The following is an 18,601-nucleotide window of genomic DNA, read 5'->3' as shown; positions in this document are numbered from 1 at the left end:
AGTGGCTGCCCCCGCGCCCGGTCGGGGCGGGTCGTGCGGCCGGGGGACAATGTCGAAATGACCTCTGTCGCCATCGTCACCGGAGCATCCAGCGGGATCGGCGCGGCCACCGCCCGTCGGCTCGCCGCCGAGGGCTTTTACGTGCTCGCCGCCGCCCGCCGCGCCGAACGCCTCGCCGACCTGGTCGCCGAGATCACCGCCGCCGGCGGGCAGGCCACCGCGGTGACCTGCGACATCACCTCGGACGAGTCGGTGGCCGCGCTGGCCGAGGCCGCCGACCAGGCACCCGGGCCGGTCACCCTGCTGGTCAACAACGCCGGCGGGGCACGTGGACTGGACCCGGTGGAGTCCGGCTCGGTCGCCGACTGGCAGTGGATGTACGACGTCAACGTGCTCGGCACGCTGCGGGTCACCCAGGCCCTGCTGCCCGCGCTGGAGGCGTCCGGTTCCGGCACCATCGTGGTGGTCTCCTCCACCGCCGGCCTGACCGTCTACGAAGGTGGGGGCGGCTACACGGCGGCGAAGCACGCGCAGACCGCCATCGCCGGCACTCTCCGTCTGGAGCTGTGCGGCCGCCCGCTGCGGGTGATCGAGATCGACCCGGGCATGGTGAAGACCGACGAGTTCGGGCTGGTCCGCTTCGAGGGTGACGCGGAACGGGCGGCCGCCGTCTACGCCGGGGTGCCGGGGCCGCTGGTCGCCGAGGACGTCGCCGACTGCATCGCCTGGTGCGCCACCCGCCCGGAGCACGTCAACATCGACCGGCTGGTGGTCCGGCCACGGGCGCAGGCCGCCCAGCACAAGGTGCACCGAGTCAGCCAGTGAGGCGCGAGGAGTGAGCCGGGTTTGCGAGCCCCGCAGTCGCGAACACCAGCGGCCAGTGAGGCGCGAGGAGTGAGCCGGGTATGAGCGGCGCGGCGCGGCGTCGGCCGCTCGGCGTGGTCACCCGGGGCACGACCAACCCGAATCGACTGCGTCGGGTGGACAACTGGATCGTCGCCACCTGTGCCGACCGGCTGTCGGCGGCGGCCGACCCCCTGGTGGTCGACCTCGGCTACGGCGCCACCCCGGTGACCGCTGTGGAGTTGCGCGCTCGGCTGGCGGCGGGGGTGCGTCCGGACGTACGGCTGGTCGGGTTGGAGATCGACCCGGCCCGGGTGGCCGCGGCGGCGCCGGCCGCCGACCCACCCGGCCTCACGTTCGCCCGGGGTGGGTTCGAGCTGGCCGGGCTCCGGCCGGTGCTGGTCCGCGCGTTCAACGTGCTCCGACAGTACGACGAGAGCGAGGTGCCGGACGCCTGGCGGACGATGACCGCCGCGCTCGCCCCGGGTGGGGCGCTCGTCGAGGGCACGTGCGACGAGTTGGGCCGCCTCGCCAGTTGGCTGCTGATCGACGCCCACGGCCCCCGGACGCTGACTCTCGCGGCGAAGCTCACCACGCTGGGCAGCCCCGCGGAGCTGGCCGAGCGGTTGCCCAAGGCGCTGATCCACCGCAACGTTCCCGGTGAGCCGGTGCACGATCTGATCCGCGCGCTGGACGACGCCTGGCAGACCGCCGCCCCGTACGCCACCTTCGGCCCCCGCCAACGCTGGCTCAGAGCGGTGAGCCGCCTCCGCGAGACCGGCTGGCCCGTCCTCGACGGCCCCAGCCGCTGGCGCCAGGGCGAGTTGACCCTCCCCTGGCCCCTCCCGGCGCGAGCTGGTTAGAGGGCGCAGTTCACCAGGACTGGTTCGGGGTGGAGGGTTACGCCGAAGCGGGCGTGGACCTGGTCGCGGATGTCGCGGGCCAGGGCCAGCAGGTCGGCGGTGTGGGCGGTGCCGCTGCGGTTGGTGAGGGCGAGCGTGTGCTTGCTGGAGATGGCCGTCCCGCCCGGGCCGAGGTGACCCTTGGTGAAGCCGGCCTTGTCGATCAGCCAGGCCGCACTGACCTTGACCATGCCGTCGGCTCCCGGCCAGGCGGGCGGGTCACCGATGTCGGCGGCGCGTTCCCGGAGCAGCTCGTACGTCGCCCCGTCGAGCACCGGGTTGGTGAAGAAGGAGCCGACGGAGCGGGTGTCCGGGTCGGTGGCGTCGAGCACCATGCCCTTGCCGGCACGCAGCCGCAGCACCGCCGCCCGGGCGTCCGCCAGCGGCACCTGGTCGCCCACCTCGACACCGAGCGCCCTGGCGAGCTCGGCGTAGCGCACCGGCCCGGAGAGCGGGGACCGGGTGAGCCGGAAGTCGACGGAGAGCACCACCCAGCGGTCCGCGTACTTGAAGATGCTGCCTCGGTAGGCGAACCCGCAGTCGGCGGCGGGGATGATCTGGCGGGTGCCCTCGACCCTGTCGTACACCTCGACGCCGGTGATCGTCTCGGCGACCTCCTGGCCGTACGCGCCGACGTTCTGGATCGGGGTTGCCCCGGTCGAGCCGGGGATGCCGGAGAGGCACTCCAGACCGGCCCAGCCGTTGGCGACCGTGGCGGCGACCAGGTCGTCCCACGGTTCGCCGGCCTCGACCCGTACGGTGACCGACCCGGCGTCCTCCGCGACGACGCGCAGGCCCCGGGAGCGCACCAGGACGACGGTGCCGGGGAAGCCGGAATCGCCGATCACCAGGTTGCTGCCACCGGCCAGGACCAGGACCTGCTCGTCCGCGTCCCGGACCGCGCGGATGATCTCTTCGGCACTGCCGGCGGCGACGATGCGCGCGGCCGACCCACCCATCCCTAGAGTCGTGTAGCTGGCCAGTGGACCAGGGATGGCACGATCGGCTGCGGTTGTCGGCTGGGCGGAGGCGTCTGGCACGCCCTTCACCTTAGGCTGAGTAGTAGCCGTGGCACCCACTGGTCGCCCGGCACCCCCGGGAGGATGGCGATGAGCAGACTGCAGGGCAGCAAGGATTTTTGGATCGGGGCGCTCCGGGCGGAGGGTCCGGCATTCGCGGCGGCGGTGGCCGAGGCGCCGCCGGAGACACCGGTGCTGTCCTGTCCGGGCTGGACGGTCAACGACCTGACACTGCACCTCGCTGGCATCTATCACTGGGTGTCGTCGTTCGTCGGCTCCGGCGCGACCGCGCAGCCGGCCCGCCGCGAGCCGCTCGAGGCGGACCCGGGCGTGAGCCCGCTCCAGCTCTGGCAGCAGGGGTACGACCGGCTGTTGACCGTCTTCGACGGCCTCGACCCGGAGGCACCGGCGTGGAACTGGGCGCCGCAGCCGAAGAAGGCCGGCTTCTGGCCGCGTCGGATGGCTCACGAGACGGCGGTGCACCGCTGGGACGCCCAGCTCGCCATCGGGGCCGGTGACCCGGTCGAGGCGAAGCTGGCGGCCGACGGGGTGAGCGAGGTTCTGGACACCTGGCTGCCTGCGGGCCGGCGGCACGTGCCGGGCGACTGGCACGGGGTGGTGCAGCTTTCCGCGACCGACGCGGCCCAGGACTGGTATCTGCGGCTGCGCGGCGAGGGGGTGGCACTGCTCGACACCGCGACCATCTTCGACCACGACGACCACCATGCCCGGGCGCAGGTCAGCGGCAACGCGAGCGACCTGCTGCTGGCGCTCTGGGGTCGGGTGAGCTTCGAGACGCTGGATGTCGCCGGCGACCGGGGCCTGCTGGAGGGTCTGCGCCCCGACTGAGCGGGCCTCTTCGACGAGGGCGTCACCCATTGACGGGGGCGCCCTCGAACTCGTCGTGGGTCACGTCGGGATATCAAAGAGAGCGCTCTCTTGACAGGGCCGGACACGTCCCAGCACCCTGTCCGTGAGAGCGCTCTCTTAACCATCTGCCACCACCGACCACCTTGAGAGAGGTCGAAACCCATGGCTGTCTTCCCGCGCCGCCGGCTCGCCGCGGTAGCCCTCGCCGCGACCACCGCCCTGCTCGTCACCGCCGGCTGCGGTGGCGGCGACGAGCAGAGCGGGGACGGGCCCGTCACCCTGACCGTCGACGTCTTCGGTCAGTTCGGTTACGAGCAGCTCTACCAGGAGTACATGGCCGCGAATCCCGACGTGAAGATCGTCGAGCGCGGCACCGGCACCAACCTCGACGAGTACTCACCGAAGCTCACCCAGTGGCTCGCCGCCGGCCGGGGCGCCGGCGACGTGGTGGCCATCGAGGAGGGGCTGATGGTCGAGTACAAGGCCAACCCCGGCAACTTCGTCAACCTGCTGGACCACGGCGCCGCCGACCTCAAGGGCAACTTCCTCGAATGGAAGTGGAACGCCGGCCTGACCGCCGACGGCAAGCAGCTCATCGGCCTCGGCACCGACGTCGGCGGCATCGCCATGTGCTACCGCAAGGACCTCTTCGAGAAGGCCGGCCTGCCCACCGAGCGCGACGAGGTTTCCAAGCTCTGGCCCACCTGGCCGGACTACATCGCCACCGGTGAGAAGTTCGCCGCGGCCAAGACCGGGGCGTCCTTCCTCGACGCGGCCACCAACACGTTCAACACGATCCTGCTGCAGACCGCCGGCAACAGCAGTGGCTACAGCTACTACGACACCAGCGAGAAGCTGGTCGTCGACAGCAACCCGGCCGTGCGACAGGCCTACGACACCACCATGGACATCATCGACTCGGGCCTCTCCGGCAAGTACGGCTCCTGGTCGGAGGAGTGGGTGTCCGCCTTCAAGCAGTCGAAGTTCGCCACCATCGCCTGCCCCGCCTGGATGACCGGCGTCATCGAGGCCAACGCGGGCCCGACGGCCCAGGGCAAGTGGGACATCGCACGGGTGCCCGGCAACGGCGGCAACTGGGGCGGGTCGCACCTCGCCGTGCCGAAGCAGAGCAAGCACCAGGCGAAGGCGATCGAGCTGGCCAAGTTCCTCACCAGCGCCAAGGGTCAGATCGGCGCGTTCAAGGCCAAGGGCCCGCTGCCCTCGTCCCCGCAGGCGCTCGACGACCCGGCGATCACCGGCGCGACCAACACGTACTTCTCCGGGGCGCCCGTCGGCTCGATCTTCGGCACCGGCGCGAAGAGCCTCAAGCCGGTCTACATGGGCCCGAAGAACCAGGCCGTCCGCACCGAGGTGGAGAACGCCGTGCGGACCGTGGAGCTGGGCCAGCGCAGCCCCGCGCAGGGCTGGACGGACGCGGTGACCAACGCCAAGAAGGCCGCCGCCAAGTAGCCCGAACGATCGTGCGGGCGGGCCCCGGTCCCCGGAGTCCGCCCGCACGGCGAAAGGAGTCCCCGGGCATGACCGCCCAGCTCGAAGCCCGCCCGCCGGTCGCACCGGCACCCCCGCGTCCGACAGGTCGCTTCAGCCGGCTCGACACCCGGTTCTCGCCGTACCTCTACATCGCCCCGTTCTTCCTGATCTTCGCGATCTTCGGGGCCTACCCGCTGGCGTACACCTTCTGGGTCTCGCTGCACGACTGGGACCTGCTCGGCACCGACCACCCGTTCGTCGGCGCCGAGAACTACACGCGGCTGCTCGCCGACACCGACTTCTGGCACGCGCTGGTCAACACGCTGGGCATCTTCGTGATCTCCACCGTCCCACAGCTGCTCGCCGCGCTCTGGCTGGCCAATCTGCTCAACCGGGGCCTACGGGCGCGTACCGGCTGGCGGATGGCGGTGCTCGTCCCCAACGTGACCTCCACCGCCGCCGTGGCGATCGTGTTCGGAGTGCTCTTCGGCCGTGAGTTCGGCATGATCAACTGGCTGCTCGACCTGGTCGGGATGGACCCCATCGGCTGGAAGTCCAACCGGTTCGCCTCCTGGGTGGCCATCTCCGCCATGGTCGACTGGCGGTGGACCGGCTACAACGCGCTGATCCTGCTGGCCGCCATGCAGGCCATCCCCAGGGACCTGTACGAGGCCGCGGCGATCGACGGCGCCAACCGGGCGCGGCAGTTCTGGTCGGTCACCGTGCCACTGCTCAAGCCGACGATCATCTTCTGCACCATCATCGCCACCATCGGCGGGTTGCAGCTCTTCACCGAGCCCCGGATGTTCCACTCCGGCACCAACCCGATCCGCGGCGGGCCGCTGCGCGAGTCGCAGACCCTGACCATGTACATGTTCGAGAACGCCTTCGCCCCGCACTACAACTTCGGCTACGGCTCGGCGGTCGCCTGGCTGCTCTTCGCGCTCATCGCGATCGTCGCGGTGGTCAATGTGCTGATCCTGCGCCGCCTCGGCGGCGGATCGCGCCCCGACGCACGGAAGGGATCGGCGCGATGAGCCGGCTCTGGCGGGCCAGCCCGCTCACCTACCTGGCCCTGGTCGTCGCGGCCGGCCTGTCGATCTTCCCGATCTGGTGGATGATCGTCGTCGCCAGCCGCTCCAACGACGCGATGGGCCAACTGCCACCCCCGGTCACCCCCGGCGGCAACCTGGGCGCGAACATCTCCCGGCTGTTCGACAACACCGACGCGTACTTCGCCACCGGCCTGATCAACTCGACGATCGTGGCCACCACGGTCACCGTGTCCGTGGTGTTCTTCTCCAGCCTGGCCGGGTTCGCGTTCGCCAAGCTGCGGTTCCGCGGCCGCAACGCGCTGCTGCTGGTCATCATCGCGACGATGATGGTGCCGACCCAGCTCGGCTTGATCCCGCTCTACCTGCTGATGACCCGGCTGCAGTGGAACGACCGGCTGCCCGCGGTGATCGTCCCGGTGCTGGTCACCGGGTTCGGGGTGTTCATGATGCGGCAGTACGCCGGCCAGGCCATCAGCGACGAGCTGATCGAGGCCGCCCGGATGGACGGCTGCGGCACCGCCCGGATCTGGTGGCACGTCGTCGTGCCCGCGCTGCGCCCCGCCGCCGCCGTGCTCGGCCTGCTCACGTTCATGACCACCTGGAACGACTTCCTGTGGCCGTACGCTGTGCTGAACGACCCGGCGAATCCCACAGTGCAGCTCTCCCTGCGGGCGCTGTCGGACGGTTACTACCAGGACATGTCGCAGGTGTTCACCGGGACAGCGATCGCGACGCTGCCCCTGCTACTGGTCTTCGTGTTGTTCGGCCGGCAGATCATCGGCGGGATCATGGAAGGTGCGGTCAAGGCGTGAGCGAGCGAAGCGAGCCAACCAGCAGGCACAGCAACGAGGCGTCGACGACGCCGCGAAGCGGTGGCGTCGACGAACTCCGTTTCCCCGACCATTTCCTCTGGGGGGCGGCCACCGCCGCGTACCAGATCGAGGGCGCGGCCCGCGACGACGGTCGCGGTCCGTCCATCTGGGACACCTTCAGCCGTACGCCGGGCAAGGTGTACCAGGGCCACACCGGCGACGTCGCCTGCGACCACTACCACCGGTACGCCGACGACGTGGCGCTGATGGCCGAGCTGGGCCTGCGGGCGTACCGTTTCTCGGTCGCCTGGCCCCGCATCCAGCCCGACGGCACCGGCCCGGCCAACCCGCGTGGGCTGGACTTCTACGACCGCCTCACCGACGCGCTGCTCGACCGGGGAATCGACCCGATCGTCACCCTCTACCACTGGGACCTGCCGCAGGCCCTGGGCGACCGTGGCGGCTGGACCAACCGGGACACCGCCGAGCACTTCGCCACCTACGCCACCGCCGTGTACGCCCGCCTCGGCGACCGGATCGACGTGTGGACCACGCTCAACGAGCCGTGGTGCTCGGCCTACCTCGGCTACGGCAACGGGGTGCACGCCCCGGGCGAGCAGGACCCGGGAGCGGCCTTCACCGCCGTACACCATCTGCTGCTGGGCCACGGCCTGGCGGCGCGGGCGCTGCGGTCAGCCGGCGCGCGCAGCGTCGGCATCACCGTCAACCCGGCCGACGTGCGACCGGCCGACCCGGAGAGCGCGGCGGACGCCGCCGCGGTGCGCCTGGTCGACGGCCTGCACAACCGGATCTTCCTCGACCCGCTGCTGGCCGGCGGCTACCCGGACGACGTCCGCGAGCACGTGGCGCGGATCATCGAGCCGACGTTCATCCGCGACGGTGACGAGAAGCTGATCGCCGCACCGATCGACCTGCTGGGGATCAACTACTACGCGCCCGGTTACGTGGCCGGCCGACCCGACGGCGCCGGCAACGACGCCTACCCGGGCACCGAGGGCGCTGTGCACTTCGTGCCACCGACCGGGCCACTGACCGACATGGGCTGGATGATCGAGCCGGCCGGGCTGACCCGGTTGCTGGAACGGATCGCCACCGACTACCCCGGCGTGCCCCTGCTGATCACCGAGAACGGTGGGGCGTTCCCTGACAAGCCGGGCGCCGACTCGCCCGACGGGCCGACGCAGGTCATGGACACCGATCGCATCGCCTACCTCGACGGGCACCTGCGCGCGGCGCATGAGGCGATCTCCCGGGGCGTGGACCTGCGCGGTTATCTCGTATGGTCATTGCTGGACAACTTCGAGTGGGCGGAGGGTTACCGCAAGCGGTTCGGGATCGTGCACGTCGACTACCTGACCCAGCGGCGCACACCGAAGGCCAGCGCCCGGTGGTACCAGGAGGTGATCTCCCGGAACGGGCTGTGACAAGCGGGGGGAAGGGCGCGATGACGACGGCGCAGCGGCCGACGCTCGAAGCGGTGGCGGCGCGGGCCGGGGTGTCCCGCGCCACCGTGTCGCGGGTGGTCAACGGTTCCACCACCGTCGCGGAGCCGATCCGGGAGGCGGTCACCCGGGCCGTCGCCGAGCTGGGGTACGTGCCCAACCTGGCCGCCCGCAGCCTGGTCACCCAGCGCACCGACTCGATCGCCCTGGTCATGCCGGAGGCGGCCACCCGGGTCTTCTCCGACGACCAGGTCTTCCCCGGCATCATCCGTGGCGTCAGCCAGGAGCTGGAGGCGGCCGACAAGCAACTGGTGCTGATGCTCGCCGGTTCGCCGGCCGGGCATCAGCGGGTCGAGCGGTACACCACCGGTCGGCACGTCGACGGGGTGCTGTTCGCCTCGCTGCACGGCGCCGACCCGTTGCCCGGCACGCTGGCGCGGCTCGGCATCCCGGTGGTGGTCAGCGGTCGGCCGCTCGGCGACGTGCCCGTGCCGTACGTTGACGTGGACCACGTGGCCGGGGTGACCACAGCCGTCCGACACATGATCGACATCGGTCGGCGGCGGATCGCCACCATCGCCGGCCCACAGGACATGGTCGCCGGCATCGAGCGACTCAGCGGTTACCGCAGCGCGGTCGCCGACGCGGGGCTGCCCGAGCTGATCGCCATCGGCGACTTCACCCGCGAGTCCGGTGCGGCGGCGATGCGTCGCCTGCTCACCGAGCACCCCGACCTGGACGGCGTCTTCGCCGCCTCCGACCTGATGGCGCACGCCGCCCTGCGGACGCTGCGCGAAGCCGGCCGGCGGGTGCCCGACGACGTCGCGGTGGTCGGCTTCGACGACATCGAGACGGCCGCGTACACCGAGCCACCGCTGACCACCGTCCGGCAGCCGATCGTGGAACTCGGCCGCCGGATGACCCGCCAACTGCTCCGGCTGGCCGCCGGGGAGGAGATCGAGCAGGCGGTCATGTTGCCGACCGAGCTGATCCGACGAGCCTCCGCCTGACCACGCCGCCCGCAGCAGGATCCGCGCAACTTCGGGGTTAATGGTTCGCCCAGGTCTGCGATCGTCGCTAGCCTCGCCGGCATGCCGGATGCTGTCGCGTTGCTGCACGTCCCCGCCCTGTCCGACGTCGCCGAGTACGCGTACGCGGCCATCGTCGAGCCGCCCGCCCGGCTGGTGTTCACCGCCGGGGCGTGCCCGCTGGACGCCGAGGGACGCACCGTCGCGCCGGGCGACCACGCCGCGCAGGCCCGGCAGGTGATGGCGAATCTGGAGACCGCCCTCGCGGCGGCCGGCGCCACGCCCACCGACGTCGTCAAGACCACCGTCTACGTGGCGTCGTCGCAGCAGAAAGACCTGGTGACCGTCTGGGAGGTGGTGCGGGACTTCTTCGGCGACCACGACCCGCCCAGCACCCTGCTCGGGGTCGCCGTGCTCGGCTACACCGACCAGCTCGTCGAGGTAGAGGCCGTCGCCGCCGTACGGACGGAGGCCTGACATGCGCATCCGTGTGGCGCGACCCGACGACGCCCCGGCCGTGGTGGCCCTGCGGGCGACTGTCTACCCGTACCTGGTGCGCGGGGTCGAGTCGACCCGGAAGATGATCGCCGAACCGCCGCCCGAGGAGGACTGGACCGCGTTCGTGGCCGAGGTCGACGAGCGGGTGGTCGGTTGGGTGTCCGCCGAACGCATCGGCACCACATCGGCGGCGGACGTCGGTGGCATCAACCTGCTGCACGTGCACCCGGAACACCGGCGGCACGGCATCGGCACCGCCCTGCTGACCGCCGCGACCGACTTCCTCCGCCCGTTGGGAATCCGCCGGGTGCGTGCCATGGCGCAGCCCGACGCGCTGCCGTACGCCCGGCGGCACGGCTACGAGCCCAGCCGGGAGGTGCGCTACTCGGCGCTCGACCTGAATCCGGCACCCGCGCTGCCCGACCCGCCTCCGGGGGTGCGGCTGCTTCCGATCGCCGACCTGGACCCGCATCTCCTGTACGCGGCGGACGTGGCCTCGGCGGCGGACGAACCGGGGGATGTGCCGGTCGACGCGAAGAGCTACGAGAGCTGGCAGTACGACGTGTGGGACAACCTCGGGCTGGACAAGGCGTCCAGCGTCGCGGCCGAGGTCGGTGGTGAGGTGGTCGCGTTCAGCCTGGTGAAGCGGGACGGGGACCGGATGTGGTCGGACTACACCGGCAGCATCCCGACGTACCGGGGCCGAGGGCTGGCGCGGCTGGCCAAGGTGGCCGCGCTGCACCGGGCCGCCGCGAACGGCGTACGGGTCGCGTACACCTCGAACGACGAGGCGAACGCGCCGATGCTGGCGATCAACGCCCGGCTGGGCTACCGGCCGGTGACATCCCAGTGGTCCTGTCTGGCCGACCTGAGCTGATCGTCGTCGCCCGGTCGGGCCGAGCCCTTCAGCCGCTGTCGAGATCGAGGTACGGGCTGAGAAGTTCGCGGGCGAGGCCGGTTGCGGTCCGCAGGGGAAGCCCTCCCTCGATCATCCGGCTCAGGGCGTAGACGATCGACTGGACCAGTTCTGCCATGCGGACCGGGTCCGACGAGCCGTGGTCCGTGAGCGCGGCCCGCAGCGGGGCTTCCAGGCTGTCGTGCATGAGTCGACTGGACGCGGCGAGTGTCTCGCTGCTGCCGGCCGATGCCAGCGCACGGGCCAGTGCGTGATCGCCTCGGGCAACCAGTTGCAGGTTGGCTTCCACGTACGCCTGGATCTTCGGCCCGGGCCCGGCGGCCTCGTCCATGTGCTTCTCGACGTACGCCGACCAGCGGGGGAACGTGTCGATGACGAGTGCGTCGAACATGTCGGCGCGGGACTTGAAGTACGAGTAGACGCTGGATCGGGCGAGGCCGGCATGCTGGGCGACCTCGGCCAGCCCAGGGATCTGCTCGGGGTGTTTCGACAGCAGGGTGCGGGCCGCGTCGAGCAGCGCGGCGCGTTGGGAGGCCCGGTGCTCAGCGACAGTCGCGGCCTGGATCTTCGGCACGCCGCCCCCCTTGTTCCGGACGGACGTGGCCGGCCTGGTCGTGCGCCGCGCCCGCACCCTGCCGTCGTGGCTAGCTGCTGGCCGCGAGCTTGCCGTCGACCATCTCGTAGACGGTGTCACAGTATTCCAGCACATCGTGGTCGTGAGTGACCATGACCACCGCGACCGACCGCTGCCGGGCCTCGTGGGCCAGCAGCCGCACGATGTCGTGGCTGCGCGCCCGGTCCAGCGCTGCTGTCGGTTCGTCGACCAGCAGCACGCTGGGCTCGGTGACCAGCGCTCGGGCGATCCCGACCCGTTGGCGTTCGCCACCCGACAGTTGGTGCGGGCGCCGGTCGGCCTTGTCGGTCATGCCGACGTCGGCGAGCAGCTCCAGCGGGTCTCGGCCGGATCGCGTCGACCGTGGTCCCAGCCGCAGGGGCAGCCGCAACTGGTCGACGGCGGTCAGCGCGGGCAGCAGGTTGCCCGACTGGAACACGAAGCCCACATGTTGGCGGCGCAGGGCGGTCCGTGTGCGGCGGCTCGGCACTGTCATGTCCTGACCGGCCACGGTGACGGTCCCCTGGTCGGGCCGGGCCAGGCCGCCGGCGACGGCCAGCAGACTGGACTTGCCAGCACCGGACGGGCCGACGATCGCGGCGAGCTCACCGGGTCGCACCGTCAGGTCGACGTCGTCGAGCGCCTGCACGGTCTCGGCGGCGTCGCCGTGCCGCAGGGACACCGCACGCATCACCAGGCCGAGCCGCTCGGACGAGTCAGCGGGTGCGGTCGAAGCGGTCGGAGCGGGACTGCTGCTCATCGGTTTCCTCCCAGAGCGGTGGCCGGGTCGACTGAGGTGATGCGGATGACCGCCGCGGCGGCTCCCACCAGGCCGAGGACGACGAGGCCGATCGCGGCGGCGGAGATGCTCGGCATGCTCAACGCGAACGGGACACCGCTGCCGGTGATGAAGGCACCGAGCGCCAGCCCGAGCCCCACGCCGACGAGGACAGCGACCGCCAACAGGACGAACGCCTGCGTCAACGCGTCGCGCAGCACCCAGCCGGTCGAGGCGCCCAGCGCCCGCAGGACGGCCACCTCGGGCTTGCGTTGGATTGCCCACACCGCGAAGAACGCTCCGGCCACCAGCGCCGAGATCGCGTACAGGAATCCCTGAATCAACTGCAGCGTCGTCGTCTCGGCCGTGTATCCGGGCGAAGCCCCGTAGGACTCCTTCAGGGTCAGGCTCTCGGTTCCGGTGGCGGCGTCGCCCGCAGTCAGATCGACGGACTTACCGTCGTCCGAGCGGACCGCAACCGCCGTGATCTCCGTTGCGGCCCTTGACGGCAGATCCGCGTCGGGGGCGGTGCCGGATTTGATCGCCTGCCACGCCGCCAACGGCACGTACGCCACGTCCACGTGCCCGAAGGTGTCCTGTTGCTCGGTGACACCGACGACCCGCAGCCGCGTACCGACCCGATCCACGGTGACCGTGTCGCCCATCCGCAGCCCCGCGTCCAGCGCCGTGGGGCTCACCACGATCCCGTCCGCGGTGCCCAACCGCTCACCCTGGCTGACCCGGGGCGACAGGAACGAGTCGGGTTGCACTCCGAACAGCGCGAGGTCGACCTCGGTTCCCCGATCGGTACGAGTGTTCACCAGCGTGTTTCCGAACGGCGCCGCGTCCGCGACGCCCGGCTGGGCACCCCAGCTGTCGACCGCCGACATGTCCACGACGCTTCGTGAGAACGCGGAGTCCCGCTGGACGCCGTGCGCGAAGGCGAACGACGTGACCGGCAGGTTCTGCAGCCCGGAAACGCCGTCGCGCACCAGGCCGACCGACAGCCCCGACAGCATCACCATCAACACGGCGATCAGGGCGATCACGGCGCCCATCAGAGCGAACCGCAACCGGGCGAAGCTCAGCTCACGAATTGCGAGGAACATCAGCGCCCGCCCTCGTGGATTGTCGACATCATGTCGGCATCTTATCAACACGCTGTCGGCAAAGCGCCGCCTGCCGGTGGCACGGTGGCCGGGCGTACCGCTCAGGCGTCGTCGAAGACCCGGCTGGCCGCGGCATGGGTCGCCGCCCCGAACAGCACCAGGCGGGCCTCGACGACGGTGGCGGGCGTGGCCGCGCGCAGCACCGTCAGTGCCTGCCGGACCGCGTCGTCGATCGGCCAGCCGTAGATGCCGGCGGAGATCAGCGGAAAGGCCACGGTTGTCGCGCCCACCTCGTCGGCCACGCGGAGACTGTTGGCGTAGCAGTCGCGCAGCAGCGCCGACCGGTCTTCGCTGGCGGACCAGACCGGCCCGACGGTGTGGATCACCCAGCGTGCCGGCAGCTCCCCCGCGGTGGTCGCCACCGCCTGGCCAGTGGGCAGACCCCTGCCGTAGCGGGATGCCCGCAGCGCCCGGCACTCGGCCAGGATGGCCGGCCCGCCACGTCGGTGGATGGCGCCATCGACCCCGCCCCCACCGAGCAGGGACGAGTTGGCGGCGTTCACGATGGCGTCGACCTGCTGCGTGGTGATGTCCCCCTCGACCAGGGTGATCTCCATGTCAGTCCTTCTCGATCGACTGGCCGAGCGATCGGCGGGCCAGCAGAGTGGCGCCAGCGACCGCCGCCGGCATGATCAACACTGCGCCGAGAGGGATGAGGAAGCAGAGGAAGACGGCCACCCCGAAGCCGAGCGCGGTGGGTCGGTCGGCCTTCAGGATCGTCCGGCGCTGCGGCAGCCGCATACCGCGCCGGTAGAACGGCGCCCCGACCAGCTCCACGGCGAGGAACCAGCCGCCCACTGCAGCGCCGATCACCGGGACGACCGTCTGGCCGACCACGGGGATGAAGCCCGCGAGGAAGAGCGGAATCCCGACCAGCGCGGTGAGCGCCACCAGTCGTACCGAGTCGGCGAGGCTGCGCCGCAACGACGACCAGAAGGGCACGTCCACCGCGCCCGGCGTGCCGCCGTACCGCTGCTCGACCTGCTCGGAGATCTTCTCGTAGAACGGGTCGCCGATGACCAGGGTGACCGCGGTGAAGGTGAGCACGCCGAGCAGGCCGCCGAGCCCCAGGAAGGCCAGCCCGGCGATCACCCGGACCAGGCTGCGGGTGGTGCTCGACCAGTCGTCGGCGAACGGGGTGACCAGCGCGGCGAGGTCGTCCACGAAGTACACCAGGGTGGCGAGCGCGGCCAGGAAGAACGCGCCGGAGATCAACGCCGGCACGACCCCGAGCAGCATCAACCCCGGGCTGCGGACATAGAGACCCAGCCCGCGCACGAGCAGCCCCGCCCCGGCGAGGAAACGGCCGACGACTCCGGTGACCGGGCTGGCGACTCTGCTGACATCCACGATCGAGCAGCCTATCGACCGATGATCCGGCCCGCCGGGTGGAGCCGTACCAGCGACTCTTCGCGTCCACATCAACCGGTTGACGGACGGGAGTGATCCACCGCGAACCCCGGGGAACATCGCCGACCAGTCGATTCGCCGGCGGGTCACCCCGACAACCCTTGAGGGGGTACGAAGCCAGCGGCGGAAGGGCGGCACGATGTCGGTCATCGAGGTGACCCACCTGAGTAAGCGGTACGGCGATCTGGTGGCCGTCCAGGACGTGTCGTTCACGGTGGAGCCCGGGGAGATCTTCGGCGTGCTCGGCCCGAACGGCGCAGGCAAGACCACCACCGTCGAGTGTGTCGCCGGGCTGCGTGTCCCCGACGGGGGCGGGGTGTCGGTCCTCGGGCTCGACCCCCGCCGGGACGCGGCGCAGCTCCGGCAGCGGGTCGGGGTGCAACTCCAGGAGAGCCAACTGCCGGACCGGCTGCGGGTGGCGGAGGCGCTGGAGCTGTACGCCTCGTTCTACCGCAACCCGGCCGACCCGGCCGCACTGATCGACAAGCTAGGCCTCGGCGAGAAGCGGAACACCGCGTACAAGAAGCTCTCCGGCGGTCAGAAGCAGCGACTCTCCATCGCGTTGGCCCTGGTCGGCAACCCGGAGATCGCGATCCTCGACGAGCTGACCACCGGGCTGGACCCGCAGGCACGCCGGGACACCTGGGGTCTCATCGAACAGGTCCGGGACAGCGGAGTGACGATCGTGCTGGTCACCCACTTCATGGAGGAAGCGGAGCGGCTCTGCGACCGGGTCGCGGTGATCGACCGGGGGCGCGTCGTCGCCCTGGACAGCCCGGCGGGCCTGGTGTCGGCGGTGGCTCCGGAGCAGCGGATCCGGTTCCGGCCGTCGGCCCCGGTCGACGACCGACTCCTCACCGACCTGCCCGAGGTTTCCGCCGTGCAGCGCACCGGCAGCCAGGTGGTGGTGACCGGCACCGGTGACCTCCTGCACGCCGTCACCTCGGTGCTCGCCCGCCACCAGATCGTCGCCGCCGACCTGCGGCTGGAGCAGTCCACCCTCGACGACGCCTTCGTCGAGCTGACCGGGCACCGGCCCGTCGACTGAAAAGGGGCAAGCATGCACGCCTTCCGTCAGATCCTGAGGATCGAGGCGCGGCTCTACCTGCGGGACCTACCGACACTGCTCACCACCATCGGGCTGCCCACAGTGATCCTGGTGGTGCTCGGGTTGGTCCCCTCGCTCCGCAAGCCGGATCCGACCTTCGACGGGCAGACCTTCGTCAGCTACTTCGCACCGTCGCTGCTGGTGGTCACCCTCGCCATGGTCGGGGTGAACACGCTGCCCACGGTGCTGGCCACCTACCGGGAACGCGGCGTGCTGCGTCGGCTGGCGACCACTCCGGCGCATCCGGCCGCTCTGCTCGCCGCGCAACTGGTGCTGGCCCTGGCCGGGATCCTGGCCAGCGCGCTGCTGCTCATCGTCGTCGGCCGGTTGGCGTTCGGGGTGCCGTTCCCTCGGCACCCGCTCGGCTTCACCCTGGCGTTCGTCCTCGGCACGGCGGCGCTGCTGGCGCTCGGCCTGCTGGTCGCCGCCGTGGCCCGCACGACGAAGGCGGCGCAGGCTCTGGCCGTGCCGCTGTTCCTGGTCACCATGTTCTTCGGCGGGGTCTACCTGCCCCGGTTCCTGCTTCCGGATGCCGTGGCGCGGATCGGCGACTACACGCCGCCCGGGGTGCAGGCGCTTCTGGACGCCTGGACCGGAACGTCGCCGCAGCCGCTGCACCTGGCGATAATGGCGGTGATCGCCGTGGCGGCCGGCGCCAGCGCGGCGAAACTGTTCCGCTGGGAGTGAGCGGAGATGCGATGACCAGCAGCGGTGGGCACGACCGTCTGACCAGTTGGCGAGAGCGCGAGGCTGCCCTCTATCGCGTGTTCCCGTATGGCGGGCTGGCTCTGGGCACCCTGCTGGCCCTCGTCGCACCGGCGCCCGCCAGCCCCGGGGCGGTGCCGACCCTCGCTGTGGCCGTGGCGGCCGGATGCTGGGTCGCCTGGTTCGTGACCCTGCACCCCGGCTGGCAAAGTCGGCGCAGGCCGATGGCGGTCTACTACGCCGGGCTGCTCACGTTCGCCGCCGCTCTCGTGGCCGCCAGTCCGTGGTACGGCTTCTTCGCCTGGATCGGTTACATCCACGCCTTTCCGGTGCTGCCCGGGCGTTGGCGGGTCGCCGGGATGGTGACCACGGCGGCCCTCGTCGCCACGTCTCAGGGCGGTGGTCTGTCGGTGGTGGTGTCGCACTGGCTGCTCTGGCTGGTGCTGGTGCTCTTCAACCTGCTGGTGGCCGGCTCGGTGAGCTGGTTCGCGATGATCGCCGAACAGGAGGACGTCAAACGTCGGCGGTTGATGGCGGAACTCGGCGAGGCCAACCGTCAACTCACCGAGACGGTCCAGGAGAACGCCGGGCTGCACGCCCAACTGCTCACCCAGGCACGGGAGGCCGGCGTGCTGGACGAGCGGCAGCGGATGGCGCGGGAGATCCACGACACCCTGGCCCAGGGGTTGACCGGCATCATCACCCAACTGGAGGCGGCCGAGCAGACCCGCGACCGCTCCGCCGACTGGCGGCGGCACGTCGACAACGCGCTCGCACTGGCGCGGGAGAGCCTCACCGAGGCCCGCCGCTCGGTGCGGGCCGTCCGCCCGGAGACGTTGGAGACAGCCCGGCTGCCGGACGCGCTCGTCGAGCTGGGCGGGCGCTGGTCGGCTCTGAACGGGGTACGGGCCGAGGTCGCCACCACCGGAACGCCCCGCCCCCTGCACCCGGAGGTCGAGGTGACCCTGCTCCGGGCCGCCCAGGAGGCGCTGGCCAACGTGGCCCGGCACGCTGCCGCGTCACGGGTCGGGCTGACCCTGTCGTACATGACGGACGTGGTCACCCTCGATGTCCGTGACGACGGGACTGGCTTCGACGTCACCGGGCAGCCGGCGCCCCGCGAGCCGGGCGGCGGGTACGGGCTGACCGCGATGCGGCAGCGGGTGACCCGGGTGGGTGGCGAGTTGGCCGTCGAATCCGAACCAGGAGGCGGCACCGCCATTTCGGCGTCCGTCCCCGCGCTCCCGGGAGGTACCGGTTGACCGCCCCGATACGGCTGCTGATCGTCGACGACCATCCGGTGGTGCGCGACGGGTTGCGGGGGATGTTCACCGGCGACCCCGGCTTCGAGGTGGTCGGCGAGGCCGCGGACGGCGCGGAGGCGGTGGCCCTGGTCGCGACGGTGCGGCCGGATGTGGTGCTGATGGACCTGCGGATGCCCGGAATGAACGGGGTGACCGCCATCGGCAGGCTGGCCCGCTCCGGCAGCACCGCCCGGGTGCTGGTGCTCACCACGTACGACACGGACGCCGACGTGCTGCCCGCCATCGAGGCCGGTGCCACCGGCTACCTGCTCAAGGACACGCCCCGCGAGGAACTGGTCCGCGCGGTACGGGCCGCCGCCCGGGGCGAGTCGGTGCTCGCACCGAGCGTCGCCGGGCGGTTGATGGGCCGGCTGCGTGCACCGGTCGAGGAGCCGCTCAGCCAGCGTGAGCTGGAGGTGCTCACCCTGGTGGCCCGTGGTGCCTCCAACCGGGAGGCGGCGGCTCGGCTGTTCATCAGCGAGGCCACCGTCAAGACGCACCTGCTGCACGTGTACGCCAAGCTCGGGGTCAACGACCGGGCCGCCGCGGTGGCCACCGCGTACGACAGGGGGTTGCTGACCCCCGGCGGGCGGTGAGTGAGGGCCGGGCAGGATGGG

20 protein-coding genes are annotated in these 18,601 nt (G+C 71.3%); 14 read left to right on the top strand and 6 right to left on the bottom strand.

Annotated elements, in window-relative coordinates:
* Positions 1-57: 57 nt before the first annotated feature.
* Positions 58-825, top strand: coding sequence for an SDR family oxidoreductase (locus KBX34_RS15145; protein WP_210791062.1), 768 nt, complete (start codon positions 58-60; stop codon positions 823-825).
* 80 nt (positions 826-905) lie between these two features.
* Positions 906-1,706: a class I SAM-dependent methyltransferase gene (locus tag KBX34_RS15140; protein WP_210925508.1), complete on the top strand. Its 801-nt coding sequence runs from the start codon at positions 906-908 to the stop codon at positions 1,704-1,706.
* Here KBX34_RS15140 and KBX34_RS15135 read toward each other — a convergent pair.
* Positions 1,703-2,785 carry a UDP-N-acetylmuramate dehydrogenase gene (locus tag KBX34_RS15135; RefSeq protein ID WP_210925506.1) on the bottom strand — a complete coding sequence of 361 codons (1,083 nt, stop codon included), beginning with the start codon at positions 2,783-2,785 and terminating at the stop codon, positions 1,703-1,705. The genes KBX34_RS15140 and KBX34_RS15135 overlap by 4 nt on opposite strands.
* A gap of 69 nt (positions 2,786-2,854) precedes the next feature.
* Here KBX34_RS15135 and KBX34_RS15130 point away from each other — a divergent pair, with 69 nt between their 5' ends.
* The 8 genes from KBX34_RS15130 to KBX34_RS15095 all read left to right on the top strand — a co-directional run bounded on the left by KBX34_RS15130 (position 2,855) and on the right by KBX34_RS15095 (position 10,858).
* A complete protein-coding gene (locus tag KBX34_RS15130; protein ID WP_088950360.1) occupies positions 2,855-3,613 on the top strand; it encodes a maleylpyruvate isomerase family mycothiol-dependent enzyme in 759 nt (252 codons plus the stop codon).
* A gap of 183 nt (positions 3,614-3,796) precedes the next feature.
* Positions 3,797-5,104 carry an ABC transporter substrate-binding protein gene (locus KBX34_RS15125; protein ID WP_210925504.1) on the top strand — a complete coding sequence of 436 codons (1,308 nt, stop codon included), beginning with the start codon at positions 3,797-3,799 and terminating at the stop codon, positions 5,102-5,104.
* Between the two features lie 68 nt (positions 5,105-5,172).
* Positions 5,173-6,162 carry a carbohydrate ABC transporter permease gene (locus KBX34_RS15120; protein ID WP_088950362.1) on the top strand — a complete coding sequence of 330 codons (990 nt, stop codon included), beginning with the start codon at positions 5,173-5,175 and terminating at the stop codon, positions 6,160-6,162.
* Entirely contained in the window at positions 6,159-6,992 is an 834-nt protein-coding gene (locus KBX34_RS15115; protein ID WP_088950363.1) for a carbohydrate ABC transporter permease, read from the top strand. Before KBX34_RS15120 ends, KBX34_RS15115 begins: the two co-directional genes overlap by 4 nt.
* Positions 6,989-8,437 carry a GH1 family beta-glucosidase gene (locus KBX34_RS15110; protein WP_307871403.1) on the top strand — a complete coding sequence of 483 codons (1,449 nt, stop codon included), beginning with the start codon at positions 6,989-6,991 and terminating at the stop codon, positions 8,435-8,437. Before KBX34_RS15115 ends, KBX34_RS15110 begins: the two co-directional genes overlap by 4 nt.
* A 20-nt stretch (positions 8,438-8,457) precedes the next feature.
* On the top strand, positions 8,458-9,465 hold the full coding sequence (locus KBX34_RS15105; protein WP_210791069.1) for a LacI family DNA-binding transcriptional regulator: 1,008 nt from the start codon (positions 8,458-8,460) through the stop codon (positions 9,463-9,465).
* Positions 9,466-9,546: 81 nt separating this feature from the next.
* Positions 9,547-9,960: a RidA family protein gene (locus tag KBX34_RS15100; protein WP_099848873.1), complete on the top strand. Its 414-nt coding sequence runs from the start codon at positions 9,547-9,549 to the stop codon at positions 9,958-9,960.
* 1 nt (position 9,961) lies between these two features.
* Complete coding sequence (locus KBX34_RS15095; RefSeq protein WP_210925502.1) at positions 9,962-10,858, top strand: GNAT family N-acetyltransferase; 897 nt, start codon at positions 9,962-9,964, stop codon at positions 10,856-10,858.
* A gap of 28 nt (positions 10,859-10,886) precedes the next feature.
* On the opposite strand, the gene KBX34_RS15090 is transcribed toward KBX34_RS15095, so the two are convergent.
* The 5 genes from KBX34_RS15090 to KBX34_RS15070 form a co-directional block, all read right to left on the bottom strand.
* Positions 10,887-11,471 (bottom strand): TetR/AcrR family transcriptional regulator, encoded by a 585-nt coding sequence (locus KBX34_RS15090; RefSeq protein ID WP_210791071.1) that lies wholly within the window; start codon positions 11,469-11,471, stop codon positions 10,887-10,889.
* Between the two features lie 70 nt (positions 11,472-11,541).
* Positions 11,542-12,270 carry an ABC transporter ATP-binding protein gene (locus KBX34_RS15085; RefSeq protein ID WP_088950368.1) on the bottom strand — a complete coding sequence of 243 codons (729 nt, stop codon included), beginning with the start codon at positions 12,268-12,270 and terminating at the stop codon, positions 11,542-11,544.
* Positions 12,267-13,397, bottom strand: a complete 1,131-nt coding sequence (locus tag KBX34_RS15080) for an ABC transporter permease (RefSeq protein WP_210791073.1) — start codon at positions 13,395-13,397, stop codon at positions 12,267-12,269. Before KBX34_RS15080 ends, KBX34_RS15085 begins: the two co-directional genes overlap by 4 nt.
* Positions 13,398-13,498: 101 nt before the next feature.
* The gene (locus KBX34_RS15075; protein WP_210925500.1) at positions 13,499-14,014 is read right to left on the bottom strand and encodes an O-acetyl-ADP-ribose deacetylase; all 516 of its coding nucleotides are present in this window, start codon (positions 14,012-14,014) and stop codon (positions 13,499-13,501) included.
* A 1-nt stretch (position 14,015) separates the two neighbouring features.
* Positions 14,016-14,807: an EI24 domain-containing protein gene (locus KBX34_RS15070; RefSeq protein ID WP_099848883.1), complete on the bottom strand. Its 792-nt coding sequence runs from the start codon at positions 14,805-14,807 to the stop codon at positions 14,016-14,018.
* Positions 14,808-15,006: 199 nt separating this feature from the next.
* Here KBX34_RS15070 and KBX34_RS15065 point away from each other — a divergent pair, with 199 nt between their 5' ends.
* From KBX34_RS15065 to KBX34_RS15050, 4 genes are read left to right on the top strand one after another with little or no spacing between them, the layout of a single operon-like run.
* Positions 15,007-15,915, top strand: a complete 909-nt coding sequence (locus KBX34_RS15065; RefSeq protein WP_210925499.1) for an ABC transporter ATP-binding protein — start codon at positions 15,007-15,009, stop codon at positions 15,913-15,915.
* Between the two features lie 12 nt (positions 15,916-15,927).
* A complete protein-coding gene (locus KBX34_RS15060) occupies positions 15,928-16,662 on the top strand; it encodes an ABC transporter permease (RefSeq protein ID WP_210791079.1) in 735 nt (244 codons plus the stop codon).
* Between the two features lie 11 nt (positions 16,663-16,673).
* Complete coding sequence (locus KBX34_RS15055) at positions 16,674-17,942, top strand: sensor histidine kinase (protein ID WP_247671842.1); 1,269 nt, start codon at positions 16,674-16,676, stop codon at positions 17,940-17,942.
* Positions 17,939-18,580, top strand: a complete 642-nt coding sequence (locus KBX34_RS15050) for a response regulator transcription factor (RefSeq protein WP_210791083.1) — start codon at positions 17,939-17,941, stop codon at positions 18,578-18,580. The genes KBX34_RS15055 and KBX34_RS15050 overlap by 4 nt, the downstream gene beginning before the upstream one ends.
* The last annotated feature ends 21 nt before the right edge of the window (positions 18,581-18,601 follow it).

This window comes from Micromonospora sp. M61 (assembly GCF_018070245.1).
Taxonomy (GTDB): domain Bacteria; phylum Actinomycetota; class Actinomycetes; order Mycobacteriales; family Micromonosporaceae; genus Micromonospora; species Micromonospora zamorensis.
Note: the sequence above shows the minus strand (reverse complement) of the source record. Positions and strands in the feature narration are given on the sequence as shown.

Coding starts and splice junctions, on each gene's coding strand:
- KBX34_RS15145 (WP_210791062.1), top strand. CDS start 58: ATGACCTCTGTCGCCATCGTCACCGGAGCATCCAGCGGGATCGGCGCG.
- KBX34_RS15140 (WP_210925508.1), top strand. CDS start 906: ATGAGCGGCGCGGCGCGGCGTCGGCCGCTCGGCGTGGTCACCCGGGGC.
- KBX34_RS15130 (WP_088950360.1), top strand. CDS start 2,855: ATGAGCAGACTGCAGGGCAGCAAGGATTTTTGGATCGGGGCGCTCCGG.
- KBX34_RS15125 (WP_210925504.1), top strand. CDS start 3,797: ATGGCTGTCTTCCCGCGCCGCCGGCTCGCCGCGGTAGCCCTCGCCGCG.
- KBX34_RS15120 (WP_088950362.1), top strand. CDS start 5,173: ATGACCGCCCAGCTCGAAGCCCGCCCGCCGGTCGCACCGGCACCCCCG.
- KBX34_RS15115 (WP_088950363.1), top strand. CDS start 6,159: ATGAGCCGGCTCTGGCGGGCCAGCCCGCTCACCTACCTGGCCCTGGTC.
- KBX34_RS15105 (WP_210791069.1), top strand. CDS start 8,458: ATGACGACGGCGCAGCGGCCGACGCTCGAAGCGGTGGCGGCGCGGGCC.
- KBX34_RS15100 (WP_099848873.1), top strand. CDS start 9,547: ATGCCGGATGCTGTCGCGTTGCTGCACGTCCCCGCCCTGTCCGACGTC.
- KBX34_RS15095 (WP_210925502.1), top strand. CDS start 9,962: ATGCGCATCCGTGTGGCGCGACCCGACGACGCCCCGGCCGTGGTGGCC.
- KBX34_RS15085 (WP_088950368.1), bottom strand. CDS start 12,270: ATGAGCAGCAGTCCCGCTCCGACCGCTTCGACCGCACCCGCTGACTCG.
- KBX34_RS15080 (WP_210791073.1), bottom strand. CDS start 13,397: ATGTTCCTCGCAATTCGTGAGCTGAGCTTCGCCCGGTTGCGGTTCGCT.
- KBX34_RS15075 (WP_210925500.1), bottom strand. CDS start 14,014: ATGGAGATCACCCTGGTCGAGGGGGACATCACCACGCAGCAGGTCGAC.
- KBX34_RS15065 (WP_210925499.1), top strand. CDS start 15,007: ATGTCGGTCATCGAGGTGACCCACCTGAGTAAGCGGTACGGCGATCTG.
- KBX34_RS15060 (WP_210791079.1), top strand. CDS start 15,928: ATGCACGCCTTCCGTCAGATCCTGAGGATCGAGGCGCGGCTCTACCTG.
- KBX34_RS15055 (WP_247671842.1), top strand. CDS start 16,674: ATGACCAGCAGCGGTGGGCACGACCGTCTGACCAGTTGGCGAGAGCGC.